General features: G+C 42.6%; 23 protein-coding genes. 11 read left to right on the top strand and 12 right to left on the bottom strand.

Translation table 11 applies throughout. The features are described from left to right. Nucleotides 1-18 precede the first annotated feature (18 nt). The 4 genes from tgt (at nucleotide 19) to psbM (ending at nucleotide 2,100) form a co-directional block, all read left to right on the top strand. Nucleotides 19-1,164, top strand: coding sequence for a tRNA guanosine(34) transglycosylase Tgt (gene tgt, locus H6G32_RS16005; RefSeq protein ID WP_190460014.1), 1,146 nt, complete (start codon nucleotides 19-21; stop codon nucleotides 1,162-1,164). An 81-nt stretch (nucleotides 1,165-1,245) separates the two neighbouring features. Next, nucleotides 1,246-1,383: a photosystem II reaction center protein K gene (locus H6G32_RS16000; RefSeq protein ID WP_006195022.1), complete on the top strand. Its 138-nt coding sequence runs from the start codon at nucleotides 1,246-1,248 to the stop codon at nucleotides 1,381-1,383. A 187-nt stretch (nucleotides 1,384-1,570) separates the two neighbouring features. Then, complete coding sequence (locus H6G32_RS15995; protein WP_190460012.1) at nucleotides 1,571-1,867, top strand: 2Fe-2S iron-sulfur cluster-binding protein; 297 nt, start codon at nucleotides 1,571-1,573, stop codon at nucleotides 1,865-1,867. Nucleotides 1,868-1,983: 116 nt separating this feature from the next. Continuing rightward, nucleotides 1,984-2,100, top strand: coding sequence for a photosystem II reaction center protein PsbM (gene psbM, locus H6G32_RS15990; RefSeq protein WP_015209425.1), 117 nt, complete (start codon nucleotides 1,984-1,986; stop codon nucleotides 2,098-2,100). Between the two features lie 80 nt (nucleotides 2,101-2,180). Here the strand turns inward: psbM and H6G32_RS15985 are convergent, their stop codons facing one another. The 6 genes from H6G32_RS15985 to H6G32_RS15960 all read right to left on the bottom strand — a co-directional run bounded on the left by H6G32_RS15985 (nucleotide 2,181) and on the right by H6G32_RS15960 (nucleotide 10,692). Next, nucleotides 2,181-3,032: a universal stress protein gene (locus H6G32_RS15985; protein ID WP_190460010.1), complete on the bottom strand. Its 852-nt coding sequence runs from the start codon at nucleotides 3,030-3,032 to the stop codon at nucleotides 2,181-2,183. 512 nt (nucleotides 3,033-3,544) lie between these two features. Next, on the bottom strand, nucleotides 3,545-5,023 hold the full coding sequence (locus tag H6G32_RS15980; protein ID WP_190460008.1) for a bifunctional metallophosphatase/5'-nucleotidase: 1,479 nt from the start codon (nucleotides 5,021-5,023) through the stop codon (nucleotides 3,545-3,547). A gap of 436 nt (nucleotides 5,024-5,459) precedes the next feature. Further along, nucleotides 5,460-7,565, bottom strand: a complete 2,106-nt coding sequence (locus H6G32_RS15975) for a M3 family metallopeptidase (protein WP_190460057.1) — start codon at nucleotides 7,563-7,565, stop codon at nucleotides 5,460-5,462. 70 nt (nucleotides 7,566-7,635) lie between these two features. Then, the gene (locus H6G32_RS15970; protein ID WP_190460006.1) at nucleotides 7,636-8,352 is read right to left on the bottom strand and encodes an SDR family oxidoreductase; all 717 of its coding nucleotides are present in this window, start codon (nucleotides 8,350-8,352) and stop codon (nucleotides 7,636-7,638) included. Nucleotides 8,353-8,957: 605 nt separating this feature from the next. Beyond that, nucleotides 8,958-9,731, bottom strand: coding sequence for an SDR family oxidoreductase (locus H6G32_RS15965; RefSeq protein ID WP_190460004.1), 774 nt, complete (start codon nucleotides 9,729-9,731; stop codon nucleotides 8,958-8,960). 70 nt (nucleotides 9,732-9,801) lie between these two features. Further along, entirely contained in the window at nucleotides 9,802-10,692 is an 891-nt protein-coding gene (locus H6G32_RS15960) for a nuclear transport factor 2 family protein (RefSeq protein ID WP_190460002.1), read from the bottom strand. 83 nt (nucleotides 10,693-10,775) lie between these two features. Here H6G32_RS15960 and murG point away from each other — a divergent pair, with 83 nt between their 5' ends. Then, nucleotides 10,776-11,849, top strand: coding sequence for an undecaprenyldiphospho-muramoylpentapeptide beta-N-acetylglucosaminyltransferase (murG, locus tag H6G32_RS15955; protein WP_190460000.1), 1,074 nt, complete (start codon nucleotides 10,776-10,778; stop codon nucleotides 11,847-11,849). Nucleotides 11,850-11,893: 44 nt separating this feature from the next. Next, a complete protein-coding gene (locus tag H6G32_RS15950) occupies nucleotides 11,894-13,861 on the top strand; it encodes a DNA cytosine methyltransferase (RefSeq protein WP_190459998.1) in 1,968 nt (655 codons plus the stop codon). 535 nt (nucleotides 13,862-14,396) lie between these two features. Here H6G32_RS15950 and H6G32_RS15945 read toward each other — a convergent pair. After that, nucleotides 14,397-15,899, bottom strand: coding sequence for a glycoside hydrolase family protein (locus tag H6G32_RS15945; protein WP_190459996.1), 1,503 nt, complete (start codon nucleotides 15,897-15,899; stop codon nucleotides 14,397-14,399). A 484-nt stretch (nucleotides 15,900-16,383) separates the two neighbouring features. On the opposite strand from H6G32_RS15945, the gene H6G32_RS15940 reads away from it, so the two are divergent. Beyond that, entirely contained in the window at nucleotides 16,384-16,869 is a 486-nt protein-coding gene (locus tag H6G32_RS15940; protein WP_190459988.1) for a hypothetical protein, read from the top strand. A gap of 125 nt (nucleotides 16,870-16,994) precedes the next feature. Further along, the gene (locus H6G32_RS15935; RefSeq protein ID WP_190459986.1) at nucleotides 16,995-17,234 is read left to right on the top strand and encodes a DUF6737 family protein; all 240 of its coding nucleotides are present in this window, start codon (nucleotides 16,995-16,997) and stop codon (nucleotides 17,232-17,234) included. 14 nt (nucleotides 17,235-17,248) lie between these two features. On the opposite strand, the gene H6G32_RS15930 is transcribed toward H6G32_RS15935, so the two are convergent. Both H6G32_RS15930 and H6G32_RS15925 read right to left on the bottom strand, forming a co-directional pair. Continuing rightward, entirely contained in the window at nucleotides 17,249-18,583 is a 1,335-nt protein-coding gene (locus H6G32_RS15930; protein WP_190459984.1) for an MFS transporter, read from the bottom strand. A 28-nt stretch (nucleotides 18,584-18,611) separates the two neighbouring features. Continuing rightward, a complete protein-coding gene (locus H6G32_RS15925) occupies nucleotides 18,612-19,202 on the bottom strand; it encodes a thioredoxin family protein (protein WP_190459981.1) in 591 nt (196 codons plus the stop codon). Between the two features lie 126 nt (nucleotides 19,203-19,328). Between H6G32_RS15925 and H6G32_RS15920 the strand changes: the two genes are divergently transcribed. After that, entirely contained in the window at nucleotides 19,329-19,733 is a 405-nt protein-coding gene (locus H6G32_RS15920) for an NIL domain-containing protein (protein ID WP_190459980.1), read from the top strand. Between the two features lie 136 nt (nucleotides 19,734-19,869). After that, nucleotides 19,870-20,838: a CHAD domain-containing protein gene (locus tag H6G32_RS15915; RefSeq protein ID WP_190459978.1), complete on the top strand. Its 969-nt coding sequence runs from the start codon at nucleotides 19,870-19,872 to the stop codon at nucleotides 20,836-20,838. Nucleotides 20,839-20,887: 49 nt separating this feature from the next. Here H6G32_RS15915 and H6G32_RS15910 read toward each other — a convergent pair whose 3' ends face one another. From H6G32_RS15910 to H6G32_RS15900, 3 genes are all read right to left on the bottom strand, one after another. Further along, nucleotides 20,888-21,520 carry a hypothetical protein gene (locus H6G32_RS15910; RefSeq protein ID WP_190459976.1) on the bottom strand — a complete coding sequence of 211 codons (633 nt, stop codon included), beginning with the start codon at nucleotides 21,518-21,520 and terminating at the stop codon, nucleotides 20,888-20,890. Between the two features lie 120 nt (nucleotides 21,521-21,640). Beyond that, nucleotides 21,641-22,057 (bottom strand): hypothetical protein, encoded by a 417-nt coding sequence (locus H6G32_RS15905; RefSeq protein ID WP_190459974.1) that lies wholly within the window; start codon nucleotides 22,055-22,057, stop codon nucleotides 21,641-21,643. Nucleotides 22,058-22,146: 89 nt separating this feature from the next. Continuing rightward, nucleotides 22,147-22,779, bottom strand: a complete 633-nt coding sequence (locus tag H6G32_RS15900) for a hypothetical protein (RefSeq protein WP_190459972.1) — start codon at nucleotides 22,777-22,779, stop codon at nucleotides 22,147-22,149. A gap of 213 nt (nucleotides 22,780-22,992) precedes the next feature. Here H6G32_RS15900 and H6G32_RS15895 point away from each other — a divergent pair, with 213 nt between their 5' ends. Next, on the top strand, nucleotides 22,993-23,577 hold the full coding sequence (locus H6G32_RS15895; protein ID WP_190459970.1) for a hypothetical protein: 585 nt from the start codon (nucleotides 22,993-22,995) through the stop codon (nucleotides 23,575-23,577). Nucleotides 23,578-23,582 lie beyond the last annotated feature (5 nt).

Genomic DNA, 23,582 nt, shown 5'->3' with positions numbered 1-23,582 from the left:
AATAGTATTATTTTTACTTTGAGCGCTAATTTTTCTTTTGAATGTCTGGCCTGCTGTAGCCAGACAAAAGCTAGGGCGGGTGTGTTTTATACTCCTCACGGCCCTGTAGAAACCCCAAGATTTATGCCTGTGGGGACACTGGCAAATGTCAAAACTATTACTCCAGCCCAACTCAGGGACACTGGAGCACAAATGGTTTTATCCAATACCTATCATCTCCACTTACAACCAGGAGAGGCAATTGTCGCTGGTGGTGGTGGGTTACATAAGTTTATGGGTTGGGACGGGCCGATGCTCACAGATTCCGGTGGGTTTCAGGTCTTTAGTTTGAGTGAAATGCGGAAAATTACAGAAGAGGGTGTAACTTTTCGCTCCACTCATGATGGCAAAATTATTAACTTAACGCCAGAACGCTCGATTGAAATTCAGAGTATTTTGGGGGCGGATGTAATTATGGCATTTGATGAGTGTCCGCCCTACCCAGCTACGCGCCAAGAGGTAGAAGCGGCTACTGAGCGCACTTACCGCTGGTTAGAACGCTGTATGGCAGCTCATCAACGCAGTGATCAGGCCTTGTTTGCCATTGTCCAAGGGGGCGTGTATTTGGATCTGCGCAGTCAGGCAGCAACAGCTTTAGCTAAGTTAGATTTGCCAGGATTTGCCATTGGTGGTGTGAGTGTGGGAGAACCACCAGAATTGATGGCACAGATTGTGCAAACAACAGCACCACTGTTACCACCTGATAAGCCGCGTTATTTGATGGGTGTGGGTACTTATCGAGAAATGGCGATCGCCATCGCCGCTGGTGTGGATTTATTTGACTGCGTGATTCCCACAAGATGGGCCAGACATGGTACAGCTATCGTCTCAGGTGAACGCTGGAATTTGAAAAATGCGAAATTTCGAGATGATTTTACGCCCTTAGACGAAACTTGCCCTTGTTACGCTTGTCAAAACTTCAGCCGCGCCTACATATCGCATTTAGTGCGATCGCAAGAAATTTTAGCCTATACCTTGTTGAGCATTCACAACATCACCGAACTAATTCGCTTTACCCAAAAGATCCGAGATGCAATATTAGGCGATCGCTTCGCCACAGAATTTGGTCACTGGCTCAATTCCCCTGAATTAGCAGCAGATGATGAGTTAATAACCAATAACTAATGACCACTGACCAGTCACCAAACCATGTTAAGATATTTCTCAATTATGAAAGCTGTGTTGGATAGGTGGATTTAAACGAACATGGAAGCAGCACTTTTATTAGCAAAACTGCCGGAAGCTTACCAAATCTTCGACCCCTTGGTAGACGTTCTCCCAGTTATTCCCGTCTTCTTCTTGTTGCTTGCTTTTGTTTGGCAAGCAGCCGTGGGGTTTAGGTAAGTTAATCTCTTACAAAATTCCCAGGACAGGTAATATACCTGTCCTATTTTTTTGCATGACCATTTTTGCTAAACTTCTTATCTCTTAATATTTTGCAACATATTCATATAATATAAGTGAAATATCATATCAAGCCTAGCCAAGACAAAGCTACAAGCCACACCTACCACTCAGAAAGGGATTAGTTATGGGCAACATCAAATTTGTAAAAGAAAATAAAGAAATAGTGGCGGCAGATGGTGCTAATCTCCGACTCAAAGCTGTAGAAAATGGCATTGATATATATACCTTTTTGAGCAAGATGACTAATTGCGGTGGCAGCGGACAGTGCTGCACTTGTGTTGTCGAGATAGTCGAAGGACTCGAAAATCTTTCCCCCCGAACAGATGTAGAAAACAAGAAATTTAAGAAAAAGCCCGAAAATTACCGCCTCGCCTGTCAAACCTTAGTCAATGGCCCAGTCAGTGTAGTCACAAAACCTTAATTTTTTAGGTTTAAACCCACTTAGCATTGGCGGCAGCAGAAAATTTGAGCTAACTCTGTCATCGATGATGCTATTCTAAAGTTGTTGACCGGAAATCACAGAGAGGCTTTCTTGCCATGCAAGTTAATGAGCTAGGGTTCGTAGCGAGCATTTTGTTCGTACTAGTTCCCACCGTGTTTTTACTAATTCTTTACATCCAAACTGCCAGCCGCGAAGGCGGAAAAGATAGTTAATACTGTTTTTGCCAAAAAAATCACCCCTACACCACTGGTGCAGGGGTTTTTATTTAACCAATACTGACTCTATTTTGATCTTAGGCCGCAGTCCGCGCCAACAACACTGGACAAGTGGCATTGACTCGAACGTAGTCAGACAAAGAAGCACCCAGGAGTCGGTCTATATCAACAAAACTCTTAGCAATAGATGGACGACGATCTGGAGAACCGAGCAGCAATAAGTCTATATTCAATTCCTTTGCCAAGCGACAAATTTCTTCACCAGGTTTGCCAGTACTGCGAACACAACGAGTTGACACACCTTGTCTCTCGGCTGCTGCAACTGCGGCGGACAAAGGGGAATTTTTATCTGGCTTAATCTCCGTAATTTCCGTTTTTTTGCCGCCTAACTCCTGAGTTACATTACCCAAAACTAACTGACCTTCCGGAACACCCCGCAGCATAAACAAAGCCAAATCCAAGCACTTCTTGGCAGCTTCTGAATTGTCTATTGCCACCATAACGCGCTTAATTCTTTTGACATAAATGTCATCTTTAACTAGCAACATGGGGCGAGAAGACAATTGGAAAACATACTGACTAACTGAGTTCGCTAAAATCGATTGCAGCCGCTTCAGTCCCCGTGAACCCATAATAATCAAGTCAGCTTCCATTTCGTCAGCTACTTGACAAACTACATCTTTGGGGTCGCCTTGCCGTAAAATTGAAGAAACCTGGCTAGGGTCTAAATTCAAAGACACAATAGCATTAGCCAGAATCTTGCCACCTTCTTCCCATTTAGCCGTCATCGCTTCAGTGGTACTTTGGCTAGGCACAACATGCAAAACTGTAACCTTTGCAGATTGGATTGATGGCAAATCTTTCAACGTTTTGAGCATTTCTTCCGCATGTCCCAATCCAGAGACAGCCAGCAAAATTTTGTCTATCATTTTACGTAATTGTTGTTAAGGTTTCTTGGGCTTTTGCTGCTAGTTCTGAGCTTCAGAATAGATATTCTCCACCTTGCTTAACAACCTAGTCAGTAAACCAGCACAAATAAACTTTAGTTTTAGTCATTAGCACTCAAACCAAACTTAGGAGCAAAATACTAATGAATGTTTAAGTTTGTTTGCGCCTTGTTACTTTAAGTTTCAACTAGGCTTTCGATAAATTAAGCATACTTCTAATTTTGCCTGATAAACTTCACGAAATATGATGTTATTTATCATTTTTAATCTATATTTAATTTTTTTATTTAATTAGAACTTAGTTAAGTATTGCAAAAAAAGTTTCTGAAAAAATTCAGTAAAACAGATGATTCATCCAAAAAGTACATAAATTTTAAAGAAAATTATTATTATATAGCAATCTTAAATAATTCCTGAGAAAATATCATCTTCATACCGAGGGATATCAACAAATTACAGATCGGGAAAATCCCGACCTGCTTTGTCAAAACTAGCTATTTGTAGGTTAATCGTCCTTCAATATAGCTGTTAAGATTTTGATTTGAGCTACAGTATTCTTCAAGTACATTCTGAGCAGATGTGGTGACTACTTTCGCGCTGCCTAATTTTGTCAATTCTTCAGTTGCTATGTTTAGAGTTAGAACAGAATTTTTGTAATGATATTCCTGGAGACAGATGGTATATTGGTTATCTGCTTGCACAGGGTTTCCATTAATGCTTAAAGATTCCAGCTTTCCCTCAGCATCACTATAAACTGCCTTAACTCCTTGGTTTACCTGAAAACAATTACCTTCACCGGGTATTCTATTCTCTGCACTCATGATATATGAGAATATCTTAGTGAACTGTTCACCAGTAATTTTAAATTTGTAGAGCGCCCCATCATAAGGGTAAACTTTTTTCAGATCACTTAATGTTACTAAAGGCCCTAACTCTGTTCCCCGGATTGAACCACTACCGATAAGAACTACATCAGACATAGCTGAAGAGGCCAAGATATCAGTAATTAAGTTACCCAAGTCAGTTTCTACTTCACGCTTGGGATGTGTTAATTTACGTGCTAATCGACAAATGAGTCGATTATACTTGCGATCTACCTCTTCTTTAAAGGTATCGATAAACTTTTCGAGTTCAGCATCTGGCTCTGCAAGATTCTTATCCACAGGGATAAGTTGCCATTTCCATTCGACAATACTGTTAGTATTGTCATCCACTGTAATATCAAAACGTCCAATTTGGTCTGTGCCAACCCCAGCTTGTGCAATTAGAATGTTATTGACTTGCGCTGGTTGTTCTAAAAGTGTATGAGAGTGACCACCAATTATTATATCCACACCCCATTCTGGGTCTAGTAGTGCAGCTAGTTTTTTATCTTCTTCAAACCCGATGTGCGTCAAGAGAATTGTTAGGTCAATGTCCTCACTTTTATAGGTATCGCAAATTTTACCTACTTCCGCAGCAGCATCTTCTAGCCCAACAAATGTGCTAATACTCGTGTCAAGTTTTAAGGCATTAAGAACTTCTTCAGTTACAATTCCGATAAACATAATATCAAATCCATCTACATTGAGGATCAGATAAGGATTCATCAGTCGTTTATTGTATTTTTTAATATATAAGTTGGCATTCACGATGGGAAAGTTTGCCATCTTTTCTAGGAAAAGTAAGTGAGGAAACCCATAATCTAACTCGTGGTTCCCTAGAGTCACTACATCAGGAGCAAGGTAATTCATAATTTCTATGGTTGAAATACCTTTGTATTCAGTATCAATCATTGACCCCTGAACCATATCGCCAGAAATTACGAAGAGCGTATTTTTTTCTTCTTGGCGCACTTTGTTGAGGTATCCAGAAAGTAGCGACAGTCCGCCAATAAGATTACCATCAGCACCTTTAGCTTCTGCTAGAAAGTCTCCATGCATATCATTTGAATGCAGAATAGTAAAATTTTTCAATCTCTCTGTAGTCGCCATTATTTTTTATTCCCAATAATTAGTTTTCTTTTTGAAGACTATACTATTTTTTTGAGAAAATTACAAGAAAAGATTAAGACAAATTCAACTAAACAACAGACAGATAAGACAGTTAATCTTCAAAGCAAATCCCCCTCTTCTACCACTTTGGGATAATGCAATAGCTGAAAGGTTTACGGGACTTTAGTTTTCACTTTTTGGCTATGAATTTTCTTTTCTCACAAAAAAATAAAGCTCCAAACCTTGATTAAATTAGAGTTGCAAAATCTGCCTTCGATTATTGTTTTCCGAGAGTCACACAAGAGGGGGACTTTCGCACCAATCAACATATATAGCAATCCTAAATAATTCATCAATTGTTTAAGATTTTTCTTACTTCGTGCCTTCGTGGTTCACAATCTTTTTTAACCACGAAGACCCAAAGAGCTACTAAACTTTAAACCGCAGCTAGCAAACCATTGTGCTTAAGTAAAGCCCCTGTACTCGGTTCCCGTCCCCGAAAGGCTTGAAATACCTCCATTGGATGCTTACTACCCCCCAAGGCCAACACCGTATCACGGTAGCGTTTACCGGTAGCTTGTAAGGCTGCTTCATCTTCTAACCCTGCTTCTTCAAAAGCGGCAAAAGCGTCAGCACTCAGGACTTCAGCCCACTTATAACTGTAGTAACCGGCTGCATAACTACCTTCAAAAATGTGTCCAAAGGCGCATAAAAAAGCATCTTCAGGCAATGGTGGCAAAACAGAAGTAGTTTTGGCAATGCGATGGCGGACATCTGCGGGGGTTTCATCACTACCAGGGTGATAGCGGTGGTGTAGTTCCAAATCAACCCGGCTCAAGTGGATTTGCCGCAACATGGCAGAACCGCTCATATAATTACGTGCTGCTAGCAGCTTTTGATAATAATGCTCTGGTAGGGGTTCACCAGTTTCGTAATGTCTAGCCATACCAAACAAAGTTGGTCTGTCATAGCACCAGTTTTCCATAAACTGACTGGGCAGTTCCACTGCATCCCACTCTACATTATTGATGCCTGCGGCGGCGGTGTAGTTAACTTTGGTGAGCATGTGATGCAAGCCATGTCCAAACTCGTGAAACAAAGTTTCCACTTCATAGAAAGTCATCAAGCTAGGCTGGCCATCTACTGGGGGCGTTTGGTTACATATCAAATAAGCTACAGGTAAGCGGATGGCAGTCACACCATTTTCTGTAGTTTTGCCCCGATTGATGCATACATCCATCCAAGCACCACCGCGTTTTTCTGCGGGACGGCTGTAGGAATCTAGGTAAAAGTAGGCGATGGGTGTACCGTTTTCATCAGCAATTTGGAAATAACGCACATCTTCATGCCAGACTGGAGCTAGACCATCAGCAGGGGTGACGGTGACGCCAAACAGGCGCTTTACTAGCCCAAATAACCCATCTAACACTTGGGGAAGGGGGAAGTAGGGACGTAATTCTTCAACGGTAAAGGCAAATTTTTCTTCCCGTTGGCGTTCTGCCCAAAAGCTGATATCCCAGTGTTTTAAATCCGCAGCTTCTGCTGCTCCCTTAGATAAAGCAAAGGCTTTGAGTGCTTCCAAGTCCTGGACAGCAGCATCATAACTAGCTTGTCGTAGTTCTTCTAAAAGCTTTTCTACTGCTTGAACTTTTTGGGCCATTTTACTGGCTAGGCTGAGTGAGGCAAAATTATTAAAGCCGATTAAATTTGCCAGTTTTTGCCGTAAGTCTAAAATGCGTTCAATTAAAGGGTTGTTATCCAATTCTCCAGAGGAAGCACGAGTGATGTGTGCTTTGTAGAGCTTTTCGCGCAGATCCCGACGGGTGCTATGCTGCATGAAAGGTCCGTAACTGGGGAAGTCCAAGGTGATGCGCCAGGGGCCATTTTCTGCTGTGGCGTTTTCTTCACCAGCCTCACGGGCAGCTTGGGCAGCTAGACTAAGTAAGCTGTTGGGTAAGCCTTCAATTTCTTCTTTGGTTGTTAGGGTTAAGCTAAAGGCTTTGGTGGCATCGAGGAGATGGTTAGAGAATTTGGTGGAAAGTTCTGCTAACTCCATCTGAATGGCGTTATAGCGATCGCGTGCTTCTCCTGTTAACCCAACACCGGAAAATTCTGCATCGCGGATGGCTGCTTCGACAATGCGCTGCTGGGCTGGTTCTAATGTTTCCCAGGCTTTGCTGGCGCGGAGTGTCTTAAAAGCATTGTAGATGGCTTGGCTTTGACCGAGGGTGTTGATAAATTGTACTACCTGTGGTTGTACCGTTTCATAAGTGTCCCGGAGTTTTGGGCTATTTTTCACACCCATTAAATGGTTGAGTATGCCCCAACTCCAGTACAGCCGTTCTGTCAACTTTTCTAGAGGTTCTACTAACCCGCTCCAGGTAGGCTGTACATTGGCCTCTAAGATGGTCAATTGTTTGTTAAGTTCTGCTAACAGCTGGCTAAAGGCTGGTTCTACTTGCTCTGGTTTAATTTCTGTGAAGGGAGGTAAACCAAGGCCTTGGAGTAATGGATTCTGAGAAATAGTAGCAATTGCACTCATGATTTTGTGTCGGTAGCCGATAAATAGACGGGAACGATGATTTTTATTTATATATCTTTTTAATGTGGCTTTACCAATCAATTGGCTGGCGATCGCGGAAAAATCCACCAGTAGCACTCCCATCAGGAAGTGTTGCTAGCCACACAATTGTATCAACTCCTTGTTCTGGAGTTCGCGGTGCCTCTGAACCGCCCATATCGGTTTTTACCCAACCGGGGCAAACGGAGTTAACTAAAATATTCGTGTCTTGTAATTCGCTGGCAATAATCCGCGTTAGGGCATTCAAAGCCGTTTTAGAAATCCGATATCCAGGGGCACCACTCTGCATATCAGTCAACTGCCCCATGCCAGAAGAAACATTGACTATTCTTCCGTAATTCTGTTGTTTCATTAATGGAATTAATGCCTGAGTCACTCGCAAAACGCCGTAAACATTGGTTTCTAGTGTTTGTTTCAGACTGTCAATTTTAGCATTAAATATGCTATTGTCTCCTCCTCTGACCTCAAGATATATACCTGCATTATTCACCAAGACATCGAGTCTACCAAACTGCTGGCGGATGAATTGGGCTAATTGCTGACTACTTTCTTGACTATTAACATCTAGGGGATGAAAGATGACATCTAATCCTTCGTTTTGTAACTGAATAGCCGCTGCTTTGCCTTTTTCTTCATCCCGACTGGTGAGAATTACCTGATATCCCTGTTTAGCTAATTGGCGAGATGTTTCAAATCCTAAACCACGATTTCCACCAGTGACTACTGCATTTTTTTGTGTGTTACTCATTGTTTTTTCTGCTGTTGATCATCAGATTTTCTGTTGGGTGGTAAATGCCATTTACCCATTAACAAATTAATTTATTTGCTGCATAATCTGGCTGATTTTTAATTAAATCAATTTCTTTAGCATCTGGGTAGTTGAGATTAATCATTTTGTGGTAACTTGCTTTGGAGACTAAAAACTAATGGTGTACGACTACTTACTTCTTAGGACTGATGACTTTAGCAAGCCATGCTTCTAGAATTTCAATTTTAGCGATCGCCTAGGTTGCAGTGTAGCTGCTGGCCAAGCTTTTCATTTATCGGGTTGTTCATCCAATCTACTCAAATAAATCATACTTGAAATGATTATGAGTTGCAACTAACTCTGAGCATAAATCGCAGATGTTGCACCACCTGCGACTTTCAAAGATATCTCTTTGGATAGATGAATTATCTACTACAATACTACACGCACCAAAAGTGATTACCAAATAAACGGAATCAAGCGGGCGCGAAGACGAAAGCAAAAGCCACTAAGCAGACAATTGTCAGAACTTTTGCTGTGTTAATGGCTGTGAGTACCGTCACTCCAGTTTTTTCAGTGTTGGCCGTATTCTGCCTAGGTTTATTTTATATTCGCCGATTGACCAATGTGGCGCTAGCCTGATCTACTGGCATCAGGACGACTTCGTTAATATTGACATGAGGCGATCGCGTGGCGCAGAAAAAGATCACATCAGCAACATCATCGGGAGTCAGGGGGGTGACACCTTGATAAACCCGCGCTGCACGTTGAGTATCGCCATGAAAGCGGACTTCGCTAAATTCCGTTTCTACCATCCCAGGATCAACGGAAGTCACCCGCACAGGGGTTCCCAACAAATCTTGTTTTAAGCCTTCAGAAATTGCTCTAACTGCGGCTTTTGTGCCACAGTAGACGTTACCACCGGGATAGGTTTGATGTCCGGCTATCGAACCCAGATTGATGACATGACCGCGACTACGATTTACCATTCCAGGCACAACATAGCGGCTAAGGTAAAGCAAACCTTTAATATTAGTATCAATCATATCTTCCCAGTCCTGAAAATCCCCTGTGTGCAACTTGTCTAAACCGCGACTCAGACCAGCGTTGTTAATCAGAATGTCAATGTCAGACCAGTCTGGGGGTAAAGTAGAGATGGCAGATTCCACAGCAGAGCGATCGCGTACATCAAGCTGTAATAGATGAATTTCTCCGCCAAACAGTTGGTTCAGTTCATTAGCTAACTGCTGCAAACGTTCCCACCGCCGCGCTGCTAAAATCAGCTTTGCACCCCCACGAGCAAAAATCCTAGCGCAAGCAGCACCAATACCACTACTTGCGCCAGTAATTAAAACGATTTGATTTTCTAAAGAAATCATTGTGTGTTAAAAGTCAATAGTCCAGAGTCATTTTCCAATAATTCCGAACCAATGGCCAATAACCAACTCACTACTTCTTGACAACTTGTAGACGCTGGGTGATCATTGTCATGCCATCACCCCGCAGGATTACCGCAGAAATCCATTGACTACCAGGAGTTGAAGGTGCATTTGCCACTTTAAAAAGTCCGCCAGAAGTCAGTAATTCCAAATCCACGGGTGTGGGCGAAAGATATTTGTCTGGAAGTATGGGTTCTTGGAGGGCCCCTCCCAGCAGAAATTCATCACCCAGTGGCTCTTGAACAATGGCATCAAAATTATATTTCTGACCGACTTTTACTTGCTGGGGAACAATAAAATTAACTTGTGGTGGCTTGCTACCGGAGGTAACTAGAGTGCGTTCTGATAAAATCTCTTGATTAACGATTTTTCCACCTGTAATGCGCTGGCGTGATGTAATCGTGGCATTGAGAGCTAAATTATTACTGTTAGCAGAAGGTGAGCCAGTGATCTTAGTGACTGTTTCCGCAATCATGCTGTTACCTTCAGATTTCCAGGATTGCAACTGTGTTGTGTAGCGCAATTTAGGGTATCGTTGCCAGAGTGACGTCAAGGCTGTTTCGAGAGTCTGGCGGTTTAATCCATCCCCATGAGTGAAATTGGAGCCGTAGAACTGTATCAACCCTTTAACATCCGCGCGACTGGCCGCGGCGTCAACTTGCGTCAACAGGTTTTTGAGTTCCGGGGGTGGATTTTCGGCGGCACTGAGTTGTTGGGGTAGTCTGGTATGAGGAGTAACTCTTGCAGGTATACTGCCAGAGAGTGGGAATTGTTGTGGTGTAATGGCTTGAGCAGATTGCCAACTACTGATGAAACCAAACGTCAGTAGGAATAAGCTGCGTGAAATGGTGGAGGGGTGTCTGTTGTGGTGTTTCAGTAATAAGCCAATCATGTGAGTCATTGTCAGAGTTTACGGATTTGATTAGAGAAGTCGAGGAAATTGCTTTATCTTAGTTAAGCTAGACGCTAAATGGTATAGCTTCAATGGCAAATGAACCAATACGATTATTAATAGCGGCCAGTGGGACTGGTGGACACTTGTTTCCGGCGATCGCACTGGCACAAAAACTGCCAGAATATGAAATTGAATGGCTGGGGGTTCCCAATCGGCTAGAAACTCAGCTTGTCCCCAAACAGTATCCTTTGCATACTATTGCAGTTGAAGGGTTTCAGCAAGGGTTTGGGTTTTCCTCCCTGGGGATTTTGGCTAAACTTATAGGTTCGGTTTTAGATGTGAGACGACTCCTGAAACAGGGGAAATTTCAAGGGGTGTTCACCACAGGGGGTTATATCGCTGGGCCTGCTGTAATTGCGGCGCGTTCCCTCGGCTTACCCGTAGTTTTCCATGAATCCAACGCCTTACCAGGTAAGGTAACGCGCTTTTTTGGCCCTTGGTGTACCATGGTGGCGGTAGGATTTGCCGTGGCTTCTCAATATTTGCCCCGTGCTAAAAGTGTTTGCGTGGGTACTCCTGTGCGATCGCAATTCCTAGATGAGGAAATTCATACAACCCTAGATTTAGCAATTCCTGATGGTGTTCCCTTAATTGTCGTTTTTGGTGGCAGTCAAGGCGCTGTGGGGATCAATAAATTAGTCCGCCAAGCTGCACCAAGCTGGTTTGCCGCTGGTGCTTATGTAGTGCATTTAACAGGCGATCAAGACCCAGAAGCCGACAGTTTGCAACATCCCCACTATATCGCCTTACCGTTTTACAACGATATGGCACCATTATTGCGACGAGCAAATTTAGCAATTAGTCGTTCTGGCGCCGGCAGTTTAACAGAATTGGCCGTGTGTGGTACTCCAGCGATTTTGATTCCTTACCCCTTTGCGGCGGAAGATCATCAATCTTACAATGCAGACGTGTTTACCAAGGCTGGTGCGGCCTTAACTTTTAAGCAATCAGAATTGACGGCGGAGATATTGCAAAATCAGGTTTTGAGTTTGTTGCTCTCACCAGCAGAATTGGCGAAAATGGCAGAATTAGCAAAGGCGATCGCAGTTCCCGATAGTGCTGAGAAGTTGGCTTCTTTGGTGCGTGAGGTGGTGGAGACATAACACCTCAAAACTTTATTATGGGAGAGTTAAGCTCAAAAGTCAGTATGCAACAACTGTCCCTGCCTTTAAATCTACCAAACGCCGACATTGATCAAATTACTTGGTTCCAAAAAATATTAACATTTCTAGGAATAAATCGTGGTGCGGCATGGTGCGATCAATTTGGCTTATCTCTCCGTTACAGGCTAAATCAACAAAGTCATAGTCCCATAAAAACCCTCAGCTTGTTTTCTGGGGGTGGTGGACTGGATATTGCATTTCATGATGCAGGCTTTGATATAGTTCAAATGGTAGAACTAGAACCTAAGTACATCCAGACCCTAGAAAAAAACTCACAAACAGGGCAATGGCTAGAAAATTCTCAACCAATCTGCATTGATATTCGCAAATTTTTCCCCAGTCCTGATTTAAAAGTTGATTTCATCATTGGTGGGCCACCTTGCCAAAGTTTCTCAGCAGCCGGTCGCCGGGCCGCTGGAGTAGCCGGAACTAAAGATACTCGCGGGACACTCTTTCAAGAGTATGTACGGCTACTAAAAACACTACAGCCAAAAGGCTTCCTCTTCGAGAACGTCTATGGAATTACCGGAGCACAAAAAGGAGAAGACTGGCAAGAAATCCAAAATGCCTTTAAACAAGCCGGTTATACAATTCATTTTCGGTTGCTAGATGCTGCGGATTATGGTGTACCCCAGCATAGAGAACGTTTATTTATTGTGGGAGTGAAAACAGGGAATTATCTTTTTCCCTACCCCACTCACGGGCCTGACTCCCCTGGAAAAGAACCTTTTTACACAGCCAAAGAAGCCGTTACAGGAGTTGATAAATCCCACACAGAACCCGGACTTACTGGTCGCTACGGTCATTTGCTGACAGACATACCACCAGGACTAAATTACAGCTTTTACACAACAGAAATGGGACACCCTCACCCAGTGTTTAGCTGGCGTTCCAAATTTTCAGACTTTCTCTACAAAGCTGATCCCCATAGTCCAGTACGAACAATTAAAGCACAGGGGGGACAATATACAGGCCCTTTCAGTTGGGAAAACCGCAGATTTACAATTGCTGAATTAAAGCGGTTACAAACAATTCCTGATGCTTATGAAATTGTCGGGAATGATCAAGCCTGTATTCAACAGATTGGTAATTCAGTACCACCCCAACTTGGTAGAATTTTGGCTTTGAGTATTTTGGATCAAATTATGGGTGTGGCCCTACCATTTCCCATGCAATACATGAGTCCCAACAAGCAATTAGGATTTAGGCAGCGTAAACGACAGCTAACCAAAATATACGCCCAAAAAAGCTCAGAAGCAATTGCTCTTTTATATATTAAAAATAAATCATCAAATATTCAAATAATTACAGGGAAAGAAGTACGATTTTTATCCTCAGATTTTGGCTGGAGTAAAAACAAATCTGATCACAGCATCAAAATAAATCTAACATACGAACTAAATACATCTTGCTGGATGATTACAGCACAAACTAGTGATATCTTGACAGAAGAAAATAAATTTGTGCTTGACGTGTTTCCCACTTTGGGTAACGAAAATTGGGTAATAGAGACAGACAAAGTCAAGTTATGTGCTAACGAGTTAAACCCCCATTTATTTACAGCATTATGGAAAGCTTTTGAGGAAAAGATTCTCGATATAACTGGTATGGCAGACTTAGTACAGTTGTCAGGCTATTATCAATATAATCCTCGCTTTCATGGGGTGATGACTTTTTCTCCTGGATTACAAATAAATCTTTTCTGGCTTGTTGTTCAATGTGTCGTTAGGGGGATAGGAGTGGCAAATCAACTCTCTGCTCAAAATTTGTCTTTGCTATGGGGAGTAAAGACAGAAAATATATTTTCCTACCTTCAGTCTTTGCGTAGCATGGGTTATGAAGTTAGAAATCATCATACTAACCCCCAAATTCCTCAAGGAGAGTATTTAATTCCTTATATTTTCCCAACATTAACACCAAGAACTGTACAATTGCGAAAAAATCTAGGTTAACGTCTCTACACCTAAATTCATGCATCCTACCCGTAGTGTGCGTTCCCTAACGCACAACCTATAGGACTTTCAGATACCCATATTTACCGTTTTTTCTCAATGGGTAAGTCCTATATAGCAATCCGATTTGATTTTTGAAAAAATCTAAGTAGATGTAGGGTGTGTTGTGTTACGGCTGACCTAACGCACCATCCGAAAGTTTTGGTGCGTTAGCCTATGGCATAACACACCCTACTGGCGTGGCAAGCCTAAAAGGTTGCAAAAAATTTTCTTGTGGTGTAGGCATCTTGCCTGCACTGGACGGGCAAGATGCCCATCCCACAAGAGTTTGCCAATGCACAAATTTAGTCTTGACACGCTACTACTGGCGTGACACGCCTTAAATGTTGCTTTAGAAAAATGCTCGAAACTTGATTGAACAAGAACAAAGACCGAAAATCGATTGCACTATTTTAGCCTTGTCACGCCACTACGTGTATTTCAAAAATCAAATATGAGTCCTATAATTTTACAAACCAAATAGACACAGGGAGAATTATGGTTGAGGACAAGTACCTTTTTCCCAATCAACAAATAAATCACGGGGATCTGTGTCACGTAACCAACTTACCAATTGCTGGAAATCGCCAATACCATAAACGCCGATGCAACCGATAGTACCTGGAGAATTTGCTCGGTTCCAGTCAAGATGAATAAGTATTTCACTGCGTCTAGTCTTGCCAGGTTCGACATAGTTTAGAGGAATTTTTACTGGGCCAAGACCATCGCCAAAACTTCCGCGATACTTATCTTTTTCCCCTACCCACTGAATATTATCAATATACCATTTTCCTTCTGGTAATGGCTGTGCATTGGGGACGCTTTCTCTACCCGTCTCGAACAATTGACGGTGAGGCTGTCCAGAGCAGACATCTATACTACCCTGTAATTGTCCATTTTTGAAATACTCCAACTTTAAAATGAAACATCCATAGGTATCTTTGCGCTGAGTTTTAGTCAGCCGGAGATAATTTTTACCTGGAGTACTGGAAGCAGTGGAAGTGGGAACAGAAACAGTAGGTGCATCAATTCCCCATAATTTACTCCAAGTATTACTTCCTACTTTACCATCAACTGTAATCGATTGCTTTTTCTGAAATTCTCCTACTGCTTCTTCAGTTTTTTTGCCAAAGATGCCATCAGCTTCACCAGCATCAAAACCAAGATCATTTAATCGGTTTTGGAGTTTTTTAACATCATCACCTTCAACACCACGAACTAACAACGGAGTATTGAGAGTTGGTGGATTACTTACCTTGAGAATTGTTGGTTTTCTAGCAGTAACTAAAACCCGTTCTCCACTAGGAATTACCTTTGTGGCAGGGGCAAAGACAAAATTTCGCGCATTTTTATATTGTTCCAATACGGAAATTAGGTCAGATTTTTCTAAGGTGGATAGGGTGAGAATTTCCACAAGTTTGTTAACACCATCAGAGCCATTCCAAGCGACAATAACATTTTGATCATTGTCCCGATATCCTTCCAACCATGTAACCTGATCTTGGGGGGATATTGGAGCATTAAGAGGGATTGCTTCTCCGTCTTTTTTCTCAAACAGTGTTCGCTCGTCTTTTCTGCGATTAGTCAAACCAGCAAATACAACTTTTTCACCGTTGACTATAGCTTTATTCCACCTCTCAAACTCTGACGCTGCACCAACAAAGTCATTTGCTTTCAGTTTTTTCAACAGGGTACTTTCTGCTAATGCCCCTGTACCCAAGTTATAGCAAAATGATACAAGAGCATCAAATTGATTCTGGTTCAGTGAAATACCGCTAACTAATTTAGAGACTTCTTCGGCTTTTTGATCACATTCGTCTTTCAGGTAAGCTTTGGCTTGCTGTTCTGTTATTTGATCACCCAGCCGCACCTTTTTACCATTGGGATATTGAATAGTTCCATAACCTATTGTAGGAATATTAACTGGGTCTAAGTAGGCATTTAAAAAGAGTCCTTCCCATTTTTTAATTAGTTCTAAACAATTCTGCGAAATATTCATAAAACCCTCCAACTAAACTATTAAATTTCTAGCGCTTTTGCCAATGGTTATCCAAAATCTTTAGAACAGATCACAATAAAATGCTGGAAATACTAGATCCAAATTTTTCAACTAGATTTATTTTTAATAACCTGTTGTTGAATACCTTTATAAGAATAGAGCTTTATAGGCATCTACTGCTAGAGTAATGTTACTCTAATAACCGATTAATCCAAGTACTTTCCACCTAATCTATTAAATTTATAACTAAAAATAGCTTTAATCAAGGGGAAATTGCTGTTTTTAAAGAAAGTTAGTACTATTTAAAACTTAGAAATATTGTATTGCTTTTTACTCTGTTTGAAAACAGGAGAATTCAGTAGGGCCGGACTATTTGCTTAACAAAACATCTCGGTTCTGGAAAATACTGATCCCAGGGGGTCTCAACCCTGATATCGTTATGATACAGGCTAAAATAATACACTCTTACCGAGAGTAGACAAAAATGCTTAAGAGTAACTTAACGAAGCAAATAACCTATGTTCCATTGATAGCCATTTTTGTTATGGGGCTATTAGGACAGTCAAGGATTGATCGGAGTCACGAAAAGCAAATTCAGATGGGAATAAATTCATCACTTGCGGTAGCTGGATTAGGGAAACATATTGCGGTGAAGGTTGCTCAGACTACCAGTGGACTGGATGAAAAAGTAGCTCAAAATCTAGTCTGGAAGCTACCACAAGTGCAACGCAAGGCTAGAGAAATTCAAAAACTCTCTAAGGGGAGTATCTGGGTTGCGTCTGTTGTTGATAGTTCTCCTACTGCTGATGCACCTTACTATGCAGTTAGAGTGTTTGAAAATCACCCAAATAAAACTACAGACACGATTTATTGGTTTCGCGTCTTGAGTCCCAGTGGTGTGATTGAGGCTCTAGATTTGGTGAAAAACGAATACATACCCTTAGCCAAATGGAACCCTGATGGACGCTGAGGTTTTTGAGTTTGCTTGTGGTGTAGTGTCGGGCCAAGGGGAGTGTTAGGGGAAAAAAAGAACTGTGTGCCCCAACACTGCGCTAAAACTTGTTAAAGGACAATTCCCTTTCTTTAATTAACCCAATGTCTGAACAAAAGCCGATAAATCCCTGGAACTACAAGCCTTGGTGGTGTCAACCTTGGTCTATACTCCTCACAGGTGTGACGCTGATTAGTGGTAGCTGGTTGCTATTTAAGATTATCTGGCTAACTGTTCTTGTGGCTATCCCGTTATTGGCATGGATGGGATTTTTCTTGTTAGTCTGGCCGCAGCTGATGATTGGTAGTGGTGTTTTGGAATCTGATCAAAATCCTGAGGTTTGAGAAGCTGGGGAGCTTTACTCTGCTAAAGTTTGACCTTGAGTTTCAATTACCCAAGGCATAAAAGCTAGTCCTAGGAGGGGGATAAAACCAACCCAAAAGAGTACCTGTAAGCCACTATTTAGGGCGTTTGCACCAAGAGATGCGATCGCCTCCGGCGGGCGTTGCGCCATCGCACCTACTAAAAAAGGGCCAATGGCTGCCACTACACGTCCAATGTTATAGCAAAAACCCGCACCGGTCGCCCGGAGTCTCGTCGGGAAAAGTTCTGGTAGGTAGTAAGTAAAGCTGCCAAATACACCAAAGACGCTGATACCAATGGCGAAATACAGGTAAAGGCGAATTTCGGGAGGGAGTGGTAGCCCAAAGGTTACCATAATGGCGGCAGATGAGAGTATGAAGTATAGAGCAAACATCTTCTTTCGTCCCAAATATTTAGCTGCGGGAATCGTCAGCAGTGTGCCGATTAAACCTCCCAAGTTAAAGCTATTAGTTGCAATGACTTTCCATTGCTCAACTAGTGCTAAGGTAGCGCTTTTATCGAAACCTTGAGCATTCGCAGATGTCCGAGCTAATCCTGTAGCAATTACGGGAATGAAAGCATTACAACTCCACCAGGTGAGTAAAGCAGTTAAGGCCATTAAACAGCCACTGATGGTTAAAGGTAAATTCTGGCGGTTGAAGAGTTCGCTGAGTTTGGGAGGAACGGCTGTGGAGGCAGCTTTGTGCCAACGTTCTGGTTCTTTAATCAAGAAGCTGATGGCAAAAGCGACTACTGCGGGAATCAAACCGCATAAAAATACATAGCGCCAAGAGGTTTCAGGATTTGCGGCAAATAGCACCCCGGCAATTTGGAAGTTGAGGAAGGTGGCTAAAAATAAACCGGCAGATGCTGAAGTATACAAGAGTGCGCCGGCTTCTACCCGTGAGTTTTCTGGTACTACTTCCGCTACCATTGCTGCTCCTGCTGCCCATTCGCCGCCAATGCCCAGGCTAGCAACAATCCGGCAGAGGATCAAAACCCAGATGTTGGGAGCAAAGGCACAGCTAGCAGTGCCCAAGGCATAGATTACCATTGTCAGCAGGAGGGTTTTGCGGCGCCCGATGCGATCGGCAACTTGACCAAAAATCACTCCCCCTGCTGCCCAGCCTAACAAGAGGAGAGAGGTTAAAAGACCAGTCCAAAAAAGTGTTGCTGCTTTAGCTTCTGGTGAACCAATGGTTAAACCTAAGAGTGTGGGTACACAATTAGGAGCGACGTAGTTAAATAGGATACCGTTGAAAATATTGAAGCCCCAACCCAGCCAGGCTGCTAATAGTACAGTCCATTGGTAACGACTCAGACGCAGCATTTTTTTTCGCAGATAAATAAATTACCTGCTAATTTACCACTTGGTTGCCATGGCTGCGGGGGTCATCTTGATTTGTTGTTGGTGCTAATGGGGCGGAAAATTTGGAAACTTGCCCGTTGGCTTTAGCATAGGGGAGAGTTGAACCTGTAACTAAAGCCTCTAAATTGCTTGCCATGATTGTGCGTGGTTGATCACCGATCGCTTCGGCTATGGTTTCTCCATTTTTACGCAAATACACAAAATGCGGAATTCCATCTACGCGATATTTCAGCATTTCCGGTAGCCATTTGCTATTATCTACATTCAGCATGACAAAATTCAGCTTGTCAGCATACTGGGTTTCCAGTTGGGCCATGTCTGGGGCCATTTTCTGGCAAACAGTACACCAATCGGCATAAAACTCTACCAGTGAAGGTTTGCCATTGCTTACAGCTACTTCTAGGGGTGTTGAGGTTTGGTTTAACTTGACTAGGGAAACTGAGGTTGTCTCGGCTCGTAGTCCTACAAATAAGGATACCCCCAGGGAGATCGCTACTATGGCAATTAGGAAGTTGCGGAACCGCTGCCCAAATGTAGATTCTGCCTTGGTGGGAGAGTTCACAGGTGCATTTGTACTCATAACAAATTTATTAAAAGATATTAAGCGCTGTCATTATTTAGTTTAGCTCTTTGTCTTTCTCCATCCTCTGCCGTTCCTGAAACTGCCCAATACGCTACAACAGAGAGGCAACCCACTTCCCTACCGATGAAAAAACGAGTTACCCTCACTTTTCCCAAACGGGCCATTCAAATGCCAGTCACCTACCGACTAGCAAAAGATTTCAACGTTGCTGCCAATATTATCCGTGCCCAAGTTGCCCCAAATCAAATTGGCAAATTAGTTGTGGAACTAGCTGGGGACATCGATCAGTTAGATGCGGCTATCGAGTGGATGCGATCGCAGCATATCAGCGTTTCCCATAGCTTAGGTGAAATTGCTATTGATGAAGATGTCTGTGTTCACTGTGGCTTGTGTACTGGGGTTTGCCCTACGGAAGCCCTCACCCTTAACCCAGAAACATATAAACTGACTTTTACGCGATCGCGCTGCATCGTCTGTGAACAGTGTATTCCTACCTGTCCGGTGCAGGCTATCTCCACTAATCTCTAGCCTAGCTGCAACACATCCGCCTTTTCAAACTGTTAAATAATTCAGAATTCCCAAATAAAAAACACAACAGTAGATGTCAATTTTTACCTAATGCTATGATACAAACACCAAATTTGGTATTGAATTTTTACCAATTATGAAATTAGCCACAAAAACAACGGCAAATACTCTTGGCGATTACGCATACCAGGCGATTGAAAAACACGCAAAGAAAACCTGGAAGTGGGAAAAAGCAGTTAAGAAAGATGAAGATCCAGAAGCACTGCATCAAATGCGCGTGGGGATGCGTCGCCTACGCACTGATATCAGCAAGTTTGGGCTGGCGTTGGATTTATCGAAACCAGTCAGCGAGAAAAATATTGCTAAAATTGCCCGTACTCTGGGGAATCTCCGAGATTTGGACGTGCTAAAAGAGGCTTTAGAAAATAATTATATACCACATTTACGCCGGAAAGAACAAGCATCTCTGCAAACAGCCTTTGGTGCTTTATCTAAACAACGTGAAATTGAACTAGCTAATGTACAAAAAACATTAAAAGATGAACATTACAAATCTGTCAAACAGGGATTTCAAGACTGGTTAGAAAAACCCAACTATCAACCTTTAGCATCTTTGTCAATTCAACAAGTACTACCAGATTTACTTCTCCCGGCAGTAAGTACTTTATTGTTGCATCCGGGCTGGCTAATTGGTACTCAAATTGTCAACTCAGAGGTAGTAATTCCCACTGATTGGACATCAGAAAAGCTAGAAGAACAATTAGCAACGCAAGGGGAAACTCTTCATAGTTTGCGGAAACAAGCTAAACGTGTCCGCTACCAAATGGAGTTATTTACTGAAATATATGGTGAATCTTTTGCAGCGCATATTGCCGAAGTCAAAAATATCCAAGAAATTTTGGGTGCGATGCAAGATAGTATGGTTTTAGCTGAGTGGCTTGTGGATATCTTCAAGTCAGAAACTCGCACTCAGTTAGGTGGGTTAACTGCTTTGTTAGCAGAAAATCGTTATAACTTGTGGCAGCAGTGGCAACCAATACAGGAGCGGTATCTGAAAGCTGAAACTAGACATAGTTTTCATTTAACCATACTGCATTCTCTTTAAAAATTCAAAATTCAGAAGTTAATTTTGCTTTGTCTTAAAGAGGGTTGGACTAGCGAGGAGATAAGTTGATCGGAGCCTCAAGTGATAACACATAAATACTACTTTGGGGAATCTGTACAACACGGGTATTTTCGGCGGAACGCAAGCCAGAAACCAATCCCACCGCACTTCCTAGCATGGCTCCCCGGTCAAACTGCTCAGGATCACCTTGATTTAAAAAGCCCAAGGTACTTCCGCCAATTCTCCCCCAAACAGAACCATTTTCGACAGCTTTATCATTAGCTCGCTTATGGGTAATAGTAGTACCAGGAATCGTTTGACTTGATGCTTGAATGGAGACAATTCGACCATTGATTACTAATGACTGTGCCACAATTTTAGCACCGCCATTAGTGGGTTTGAGAACAATGGTTACAGGAGTATTTTCTGGCGCTATCACATTACCTTGAGTATCTTTAATCGCACTTGCTAAAGGCACTGTCAGGGGATAGTCTTTTTTTTGCCCGACATCTACGGTAACAGGTGCTGGAAATGAGACAATCACCGCTGTATCTTGAGGGATGGTAATCTCTTGACTGCTTTCTGGGGACGGGGTTGGGACTGATTGGGCAAAAGTGGGTATTGTAACGGTACCCAACAGAGACAGAGAACAGGCAAGGCTTAACAAAATTTGCGTTTTCATGACTGTTTTTTCCTTTGATGTGATTGTGTTTTTGAGGTTTGCATCCCTCCGTTAACAATCAATAGGTTTGTTGTTTTTGGTTTATGCAGTCTGATTGTAGAAAACGAGCAAAAAAAAAATTTAGTGGCCATGTCTGTGCCAGTACCATCCAGAACCTGGACGGGTAAGCCAGTCGTTGTCAAATTCAGAGGGATGATAGATAGAGGGATCAGAAAATTCTGAGCCGCCTTGGACACGAATTCTGACATCCCTACAATTGCCCTCTATTTCAATGGTGACAGTGTTTTGGGGATAGCTTGGGGTTGGTAGCAGCAGGCTATCTCTGATAATACGTCGCTGTCTATCGGCTTCCTGTCTCTCTCTAGGCAGACAACGCAGTCTCACTGTTGAGTTATCCTGAGGATTATCTAGCAGATAGGGCAAAATTTGGGAATTACGAATTTTTCGATCTGGCGTTTGGGCGATCGCTAAAGATGTTATGGACAGACACAGGATTGTACTGAGGGCAATAATTCTCCCTCCTCTCAGGTTTCTCATTCCTTGCTCCTGAAGCTAAATAAAGCAATTACCAGGGTGCAGACCTATAGCAAACCCTGGCATCTTCAAAATTTAAAATTAATCGATAATTATTTATTTTCTAGCAGTTGATTCACCTGCTGTCCCTGACGACCAGTTTTGATTTCATAGCGGCGAGTGAGGTTGTCTTCGTAGTTCATGTCTCTAGCGGCGGCGGAATTAACGAAAGCATCGCAATTTCTGCCTTGAACTACCGTTGAGGAAGCGCTGCTGTTTTCTTCTGTGCGGTTGTTGCGGCGATCGCCAGAATCACTATTATTTTTACTACCTTGACTGGCACCACTACCACTGACGCCAATACCTAAAAAGCTCACACCACCTCCACCGCCATCATTGTGGCTGCTGGAAGAACTAGAACGAGTACTGGTAGAGGTTACAAGAGCAAGTTTGTTAGCACTGTTGCGGGTGTTACTACCCAAACCCACATCGCTACATAAGGCGCGGGGGTCTTTTGCTAAAGTTTTCGGATCCACCCAAGATTGATGATCACCTAATCCTTGCACTTCAGTATTCCCATTTGGATTACTAGGAGTGCTAGGAGTTCCATTCCCTACGGCTGCACCTGGGGTGACAGGTGCGAAAATACCAGGCTTGAGGTCAAAGGGCCCAGCAAAAGCAGGTAATGTAGTAGCCAGAAGTGCGGTAGCTGTTAGCAAAGAACCAGTTAAGTTACGGAATTTCATGGTCTTTCTCCTAAAGTTTCAGAAAAGAGTGTTTATCTTTGGGTTCCAACCCCTTCACTGACTCAATAGGTTGACCTCTTTTTGTTTATGCACCCCCTAACCAAATTTTTTTAGCTGTTCTTCCCCAATCCCCAATCCCCAGTACCAAAATGTTATTTAGCTTACAAAAATGGGATAAATAGGGTGAGAGATGGGGAGTTTTTCACTAAACCTATGCAGTATCCGCTCGAATTCACTTTCAAACTCTGGGCATTTGCGCCCCAAATATCCGTTGTTGACAGTCAAAGCAATTTAGTTTTCTACGTTAAACAGAAACTCTTCAAGCTCAAAGAAGCAATCACGATCTTTGCTGATAGTGAGCAAACCCGCCCCCAATACTACATTAACGCTGATCGGATTATTGATTTCTCTGCCCGCTATGATTTCACCGACAGCAACGGCGCTTATATTGGTTCTGTCAAACGGCGGGGATTGAAATCTCTTTGGCGTGCCCGCTATGACATATTTGATGGTGACACAGCTACCTTCAACATTCAAGAGAAAAATCCCTGGGTGAAAATTGCCGATGCCCTCTTTGCAGAAATCCCAGTTTTAGGCATTTTCACTGGTTATGTGTTCAATCCAGTCTACCTAGTGAGCCGAGATGATGGCACGGTTGTGATGCGTTTGGAGAAACAAGCTTCTTTTTTCTCCAGAAGATTTACCGTCAAAGCCGTCGATCAACTTAGCGACCGCCAAGAGCAGCAGGTTTTGTTAAGTTTGTTAATGATGCTGCTCTTAGAACGGACTCGCGGTTAGTCAAA

Origin of the sequence: Cylindrospermum sp. FACHB-282 (assembly GCF_014697195.1) — a bacterium.
In the GTDB taxonomy this organism is placed as follows: Bacteria; Cyanobacteriota; Cyanobacteriia; order Cyanobacteriales; family Nostocaceae; genus Cylindrospermum.
The sequence above is the reverse complement of the archived record's forward strand: the minus strand, read 5'-3'. Positions and strand labels throughout refer to the sequence as shown.

Coding starts and splice junctions, on each gene's coding strand:
- H6G32_RS16000 (WP_006195022.1), top strand. CDS start 1,246: ATGGAAGCAGCACTTTTATTAGCAAAACTGCCGGAAGCTTACCAAATC.
- H6G32_RS15995 (WP_190460012.1), top strand. CDS start 1,571: ATGGGCAACATCAAATTTGTAAAAGAAAATAAAGAAATAGTGGCGGCA.
- psbM (WP_015209425.1), top strand. CDS start 1,984: ATGCAAGTTAATGAGCTAGGGTTCGTAGCGAGCATTTTGTTCGTACTA.
- H6G32_RS15985 (WP_190460010.1), bottom strand. CDS start 3,032: ATGATAGACAAAATTTTGCTGGCTGTCTCTGGATTGGGACATGCGGAA.
- H6G32_RS15980 (WP_190460008.1), bottom strand. CDS start 5,023: ATGGCGACTACAGAGAGATTGAAAAATTTTACTATTCTGCATTCAAAT.
- H6G32_RS15975 (WP_190460057.1), bottom strand. CDS start 7,565: ATGAGTGCAATTGCTACTATTTCTCAGAATCCATTACTCCAAGGCCTT.
- H6G32_RS15970 (WP_190460006.1), bottom strand. CDS start 8,352: ATGAGTAACACACAAAAAAATGCAGTAGTCACTGGTGGAAATCGTGGT.
- H6G32_RS15965 (WP_190460004.1), bottom strand. CDS start 9,731: ATGATTTCTTTAGAAAATCAAATCGTTTTAATTACTGGCGCAAGTAGT.
- H6G32_RS15960 (WP_190460002.1), bottom strand. CDS start 10,692: ATGACTCACATGATTGGCTTATTACTGAAACACCACAACAGACACCCC.
- murG (WP_190460000.1), top strand. CDS start 10,776: ATGGCAAATGAACCAATACGATTATTAATAGCGGCCAGTGGGACTGGT.
- H6G32_RS15950 (WP_190459998.1), top strand. CDS start 11,894: ATGCAACAACTGTCCCTGCCTTTAAATCTACCAAACGCCGACATTGAT.
- H6G32_RS15945 (WP_190459996.1), bottom strand. CDS start 15,899: ATGAATATTTCGCAGAATTGTTTAGAACTAATTAAAAAATGGGAAGGA.
- H6G32_RS15940 (WP_190459988.1), top strand. CDS start 16,384: ATGCTTAAGAGTAACTTAACGAAGCAAATAACCTATGTTCCATTGATA.
- H6G32_RS15935 (WP_190459986.1), top strand. CDS start 16,995: ATGTCTGAACAAAAGCCGATAAATCCCTGGAACTACAAGCCTTGGTGG.
- H6G32_RS15930 (WP_190459984.1), bottom strand. CDS start 18,583: ATGCTGCGTCTGAGTCGTTACCAATGGACTGTACTATTAGCAGCCTGG.
- H6G32_RS15925 (WP_190459981.1), bottom strand. CDS start 19,202: ATGAGTACAAATGCACCTGTGAACTCTCCCACCAAGGCAGAATCTACA.
- H6G32_RS15920 (WP_190459980.1), top strand. CDS start 19,329: ATGAAAAAACGAGTTACCCTCACTTTTCCCAAACGGGCCATTCAAATG.
- H6G32_RS15915 (WP_190459978.1), top strand. CDS start 19,870: ATGAAATTAGCCACAAAAACAACGGCAAATACTCTTGGCGATTACGCA.
- H6G32_RS15910 (WP_190459976.1), bottom strand. CDS start 21,520: ATGAAAACGCAAATTTTGTTAAGCCTTGCCTGTTCTCTGTCTCTGTTG.
- H6G32_RS15905 (WP_190459974.1), bottom strand. CDS start 22,057: ATGAGAAACCTGAGAGGAGGGAGAATTATTGCCCTCAGTACAATCCTG.
- H6G32_RS15900 (WP_190459972.1), bottom strand. CDS start 22,779: ATGAAATTCCGTAACTTAACTGGTTCTTTGCTAACAGCTACCGCACTT.
- H6G32_RS15895 (WP_190459970.1), top strand. CDS start 22,993: ATGCAGTATCCGCTCGAATTCACTTTCAAACTCTGGGCATTTGCGCCC.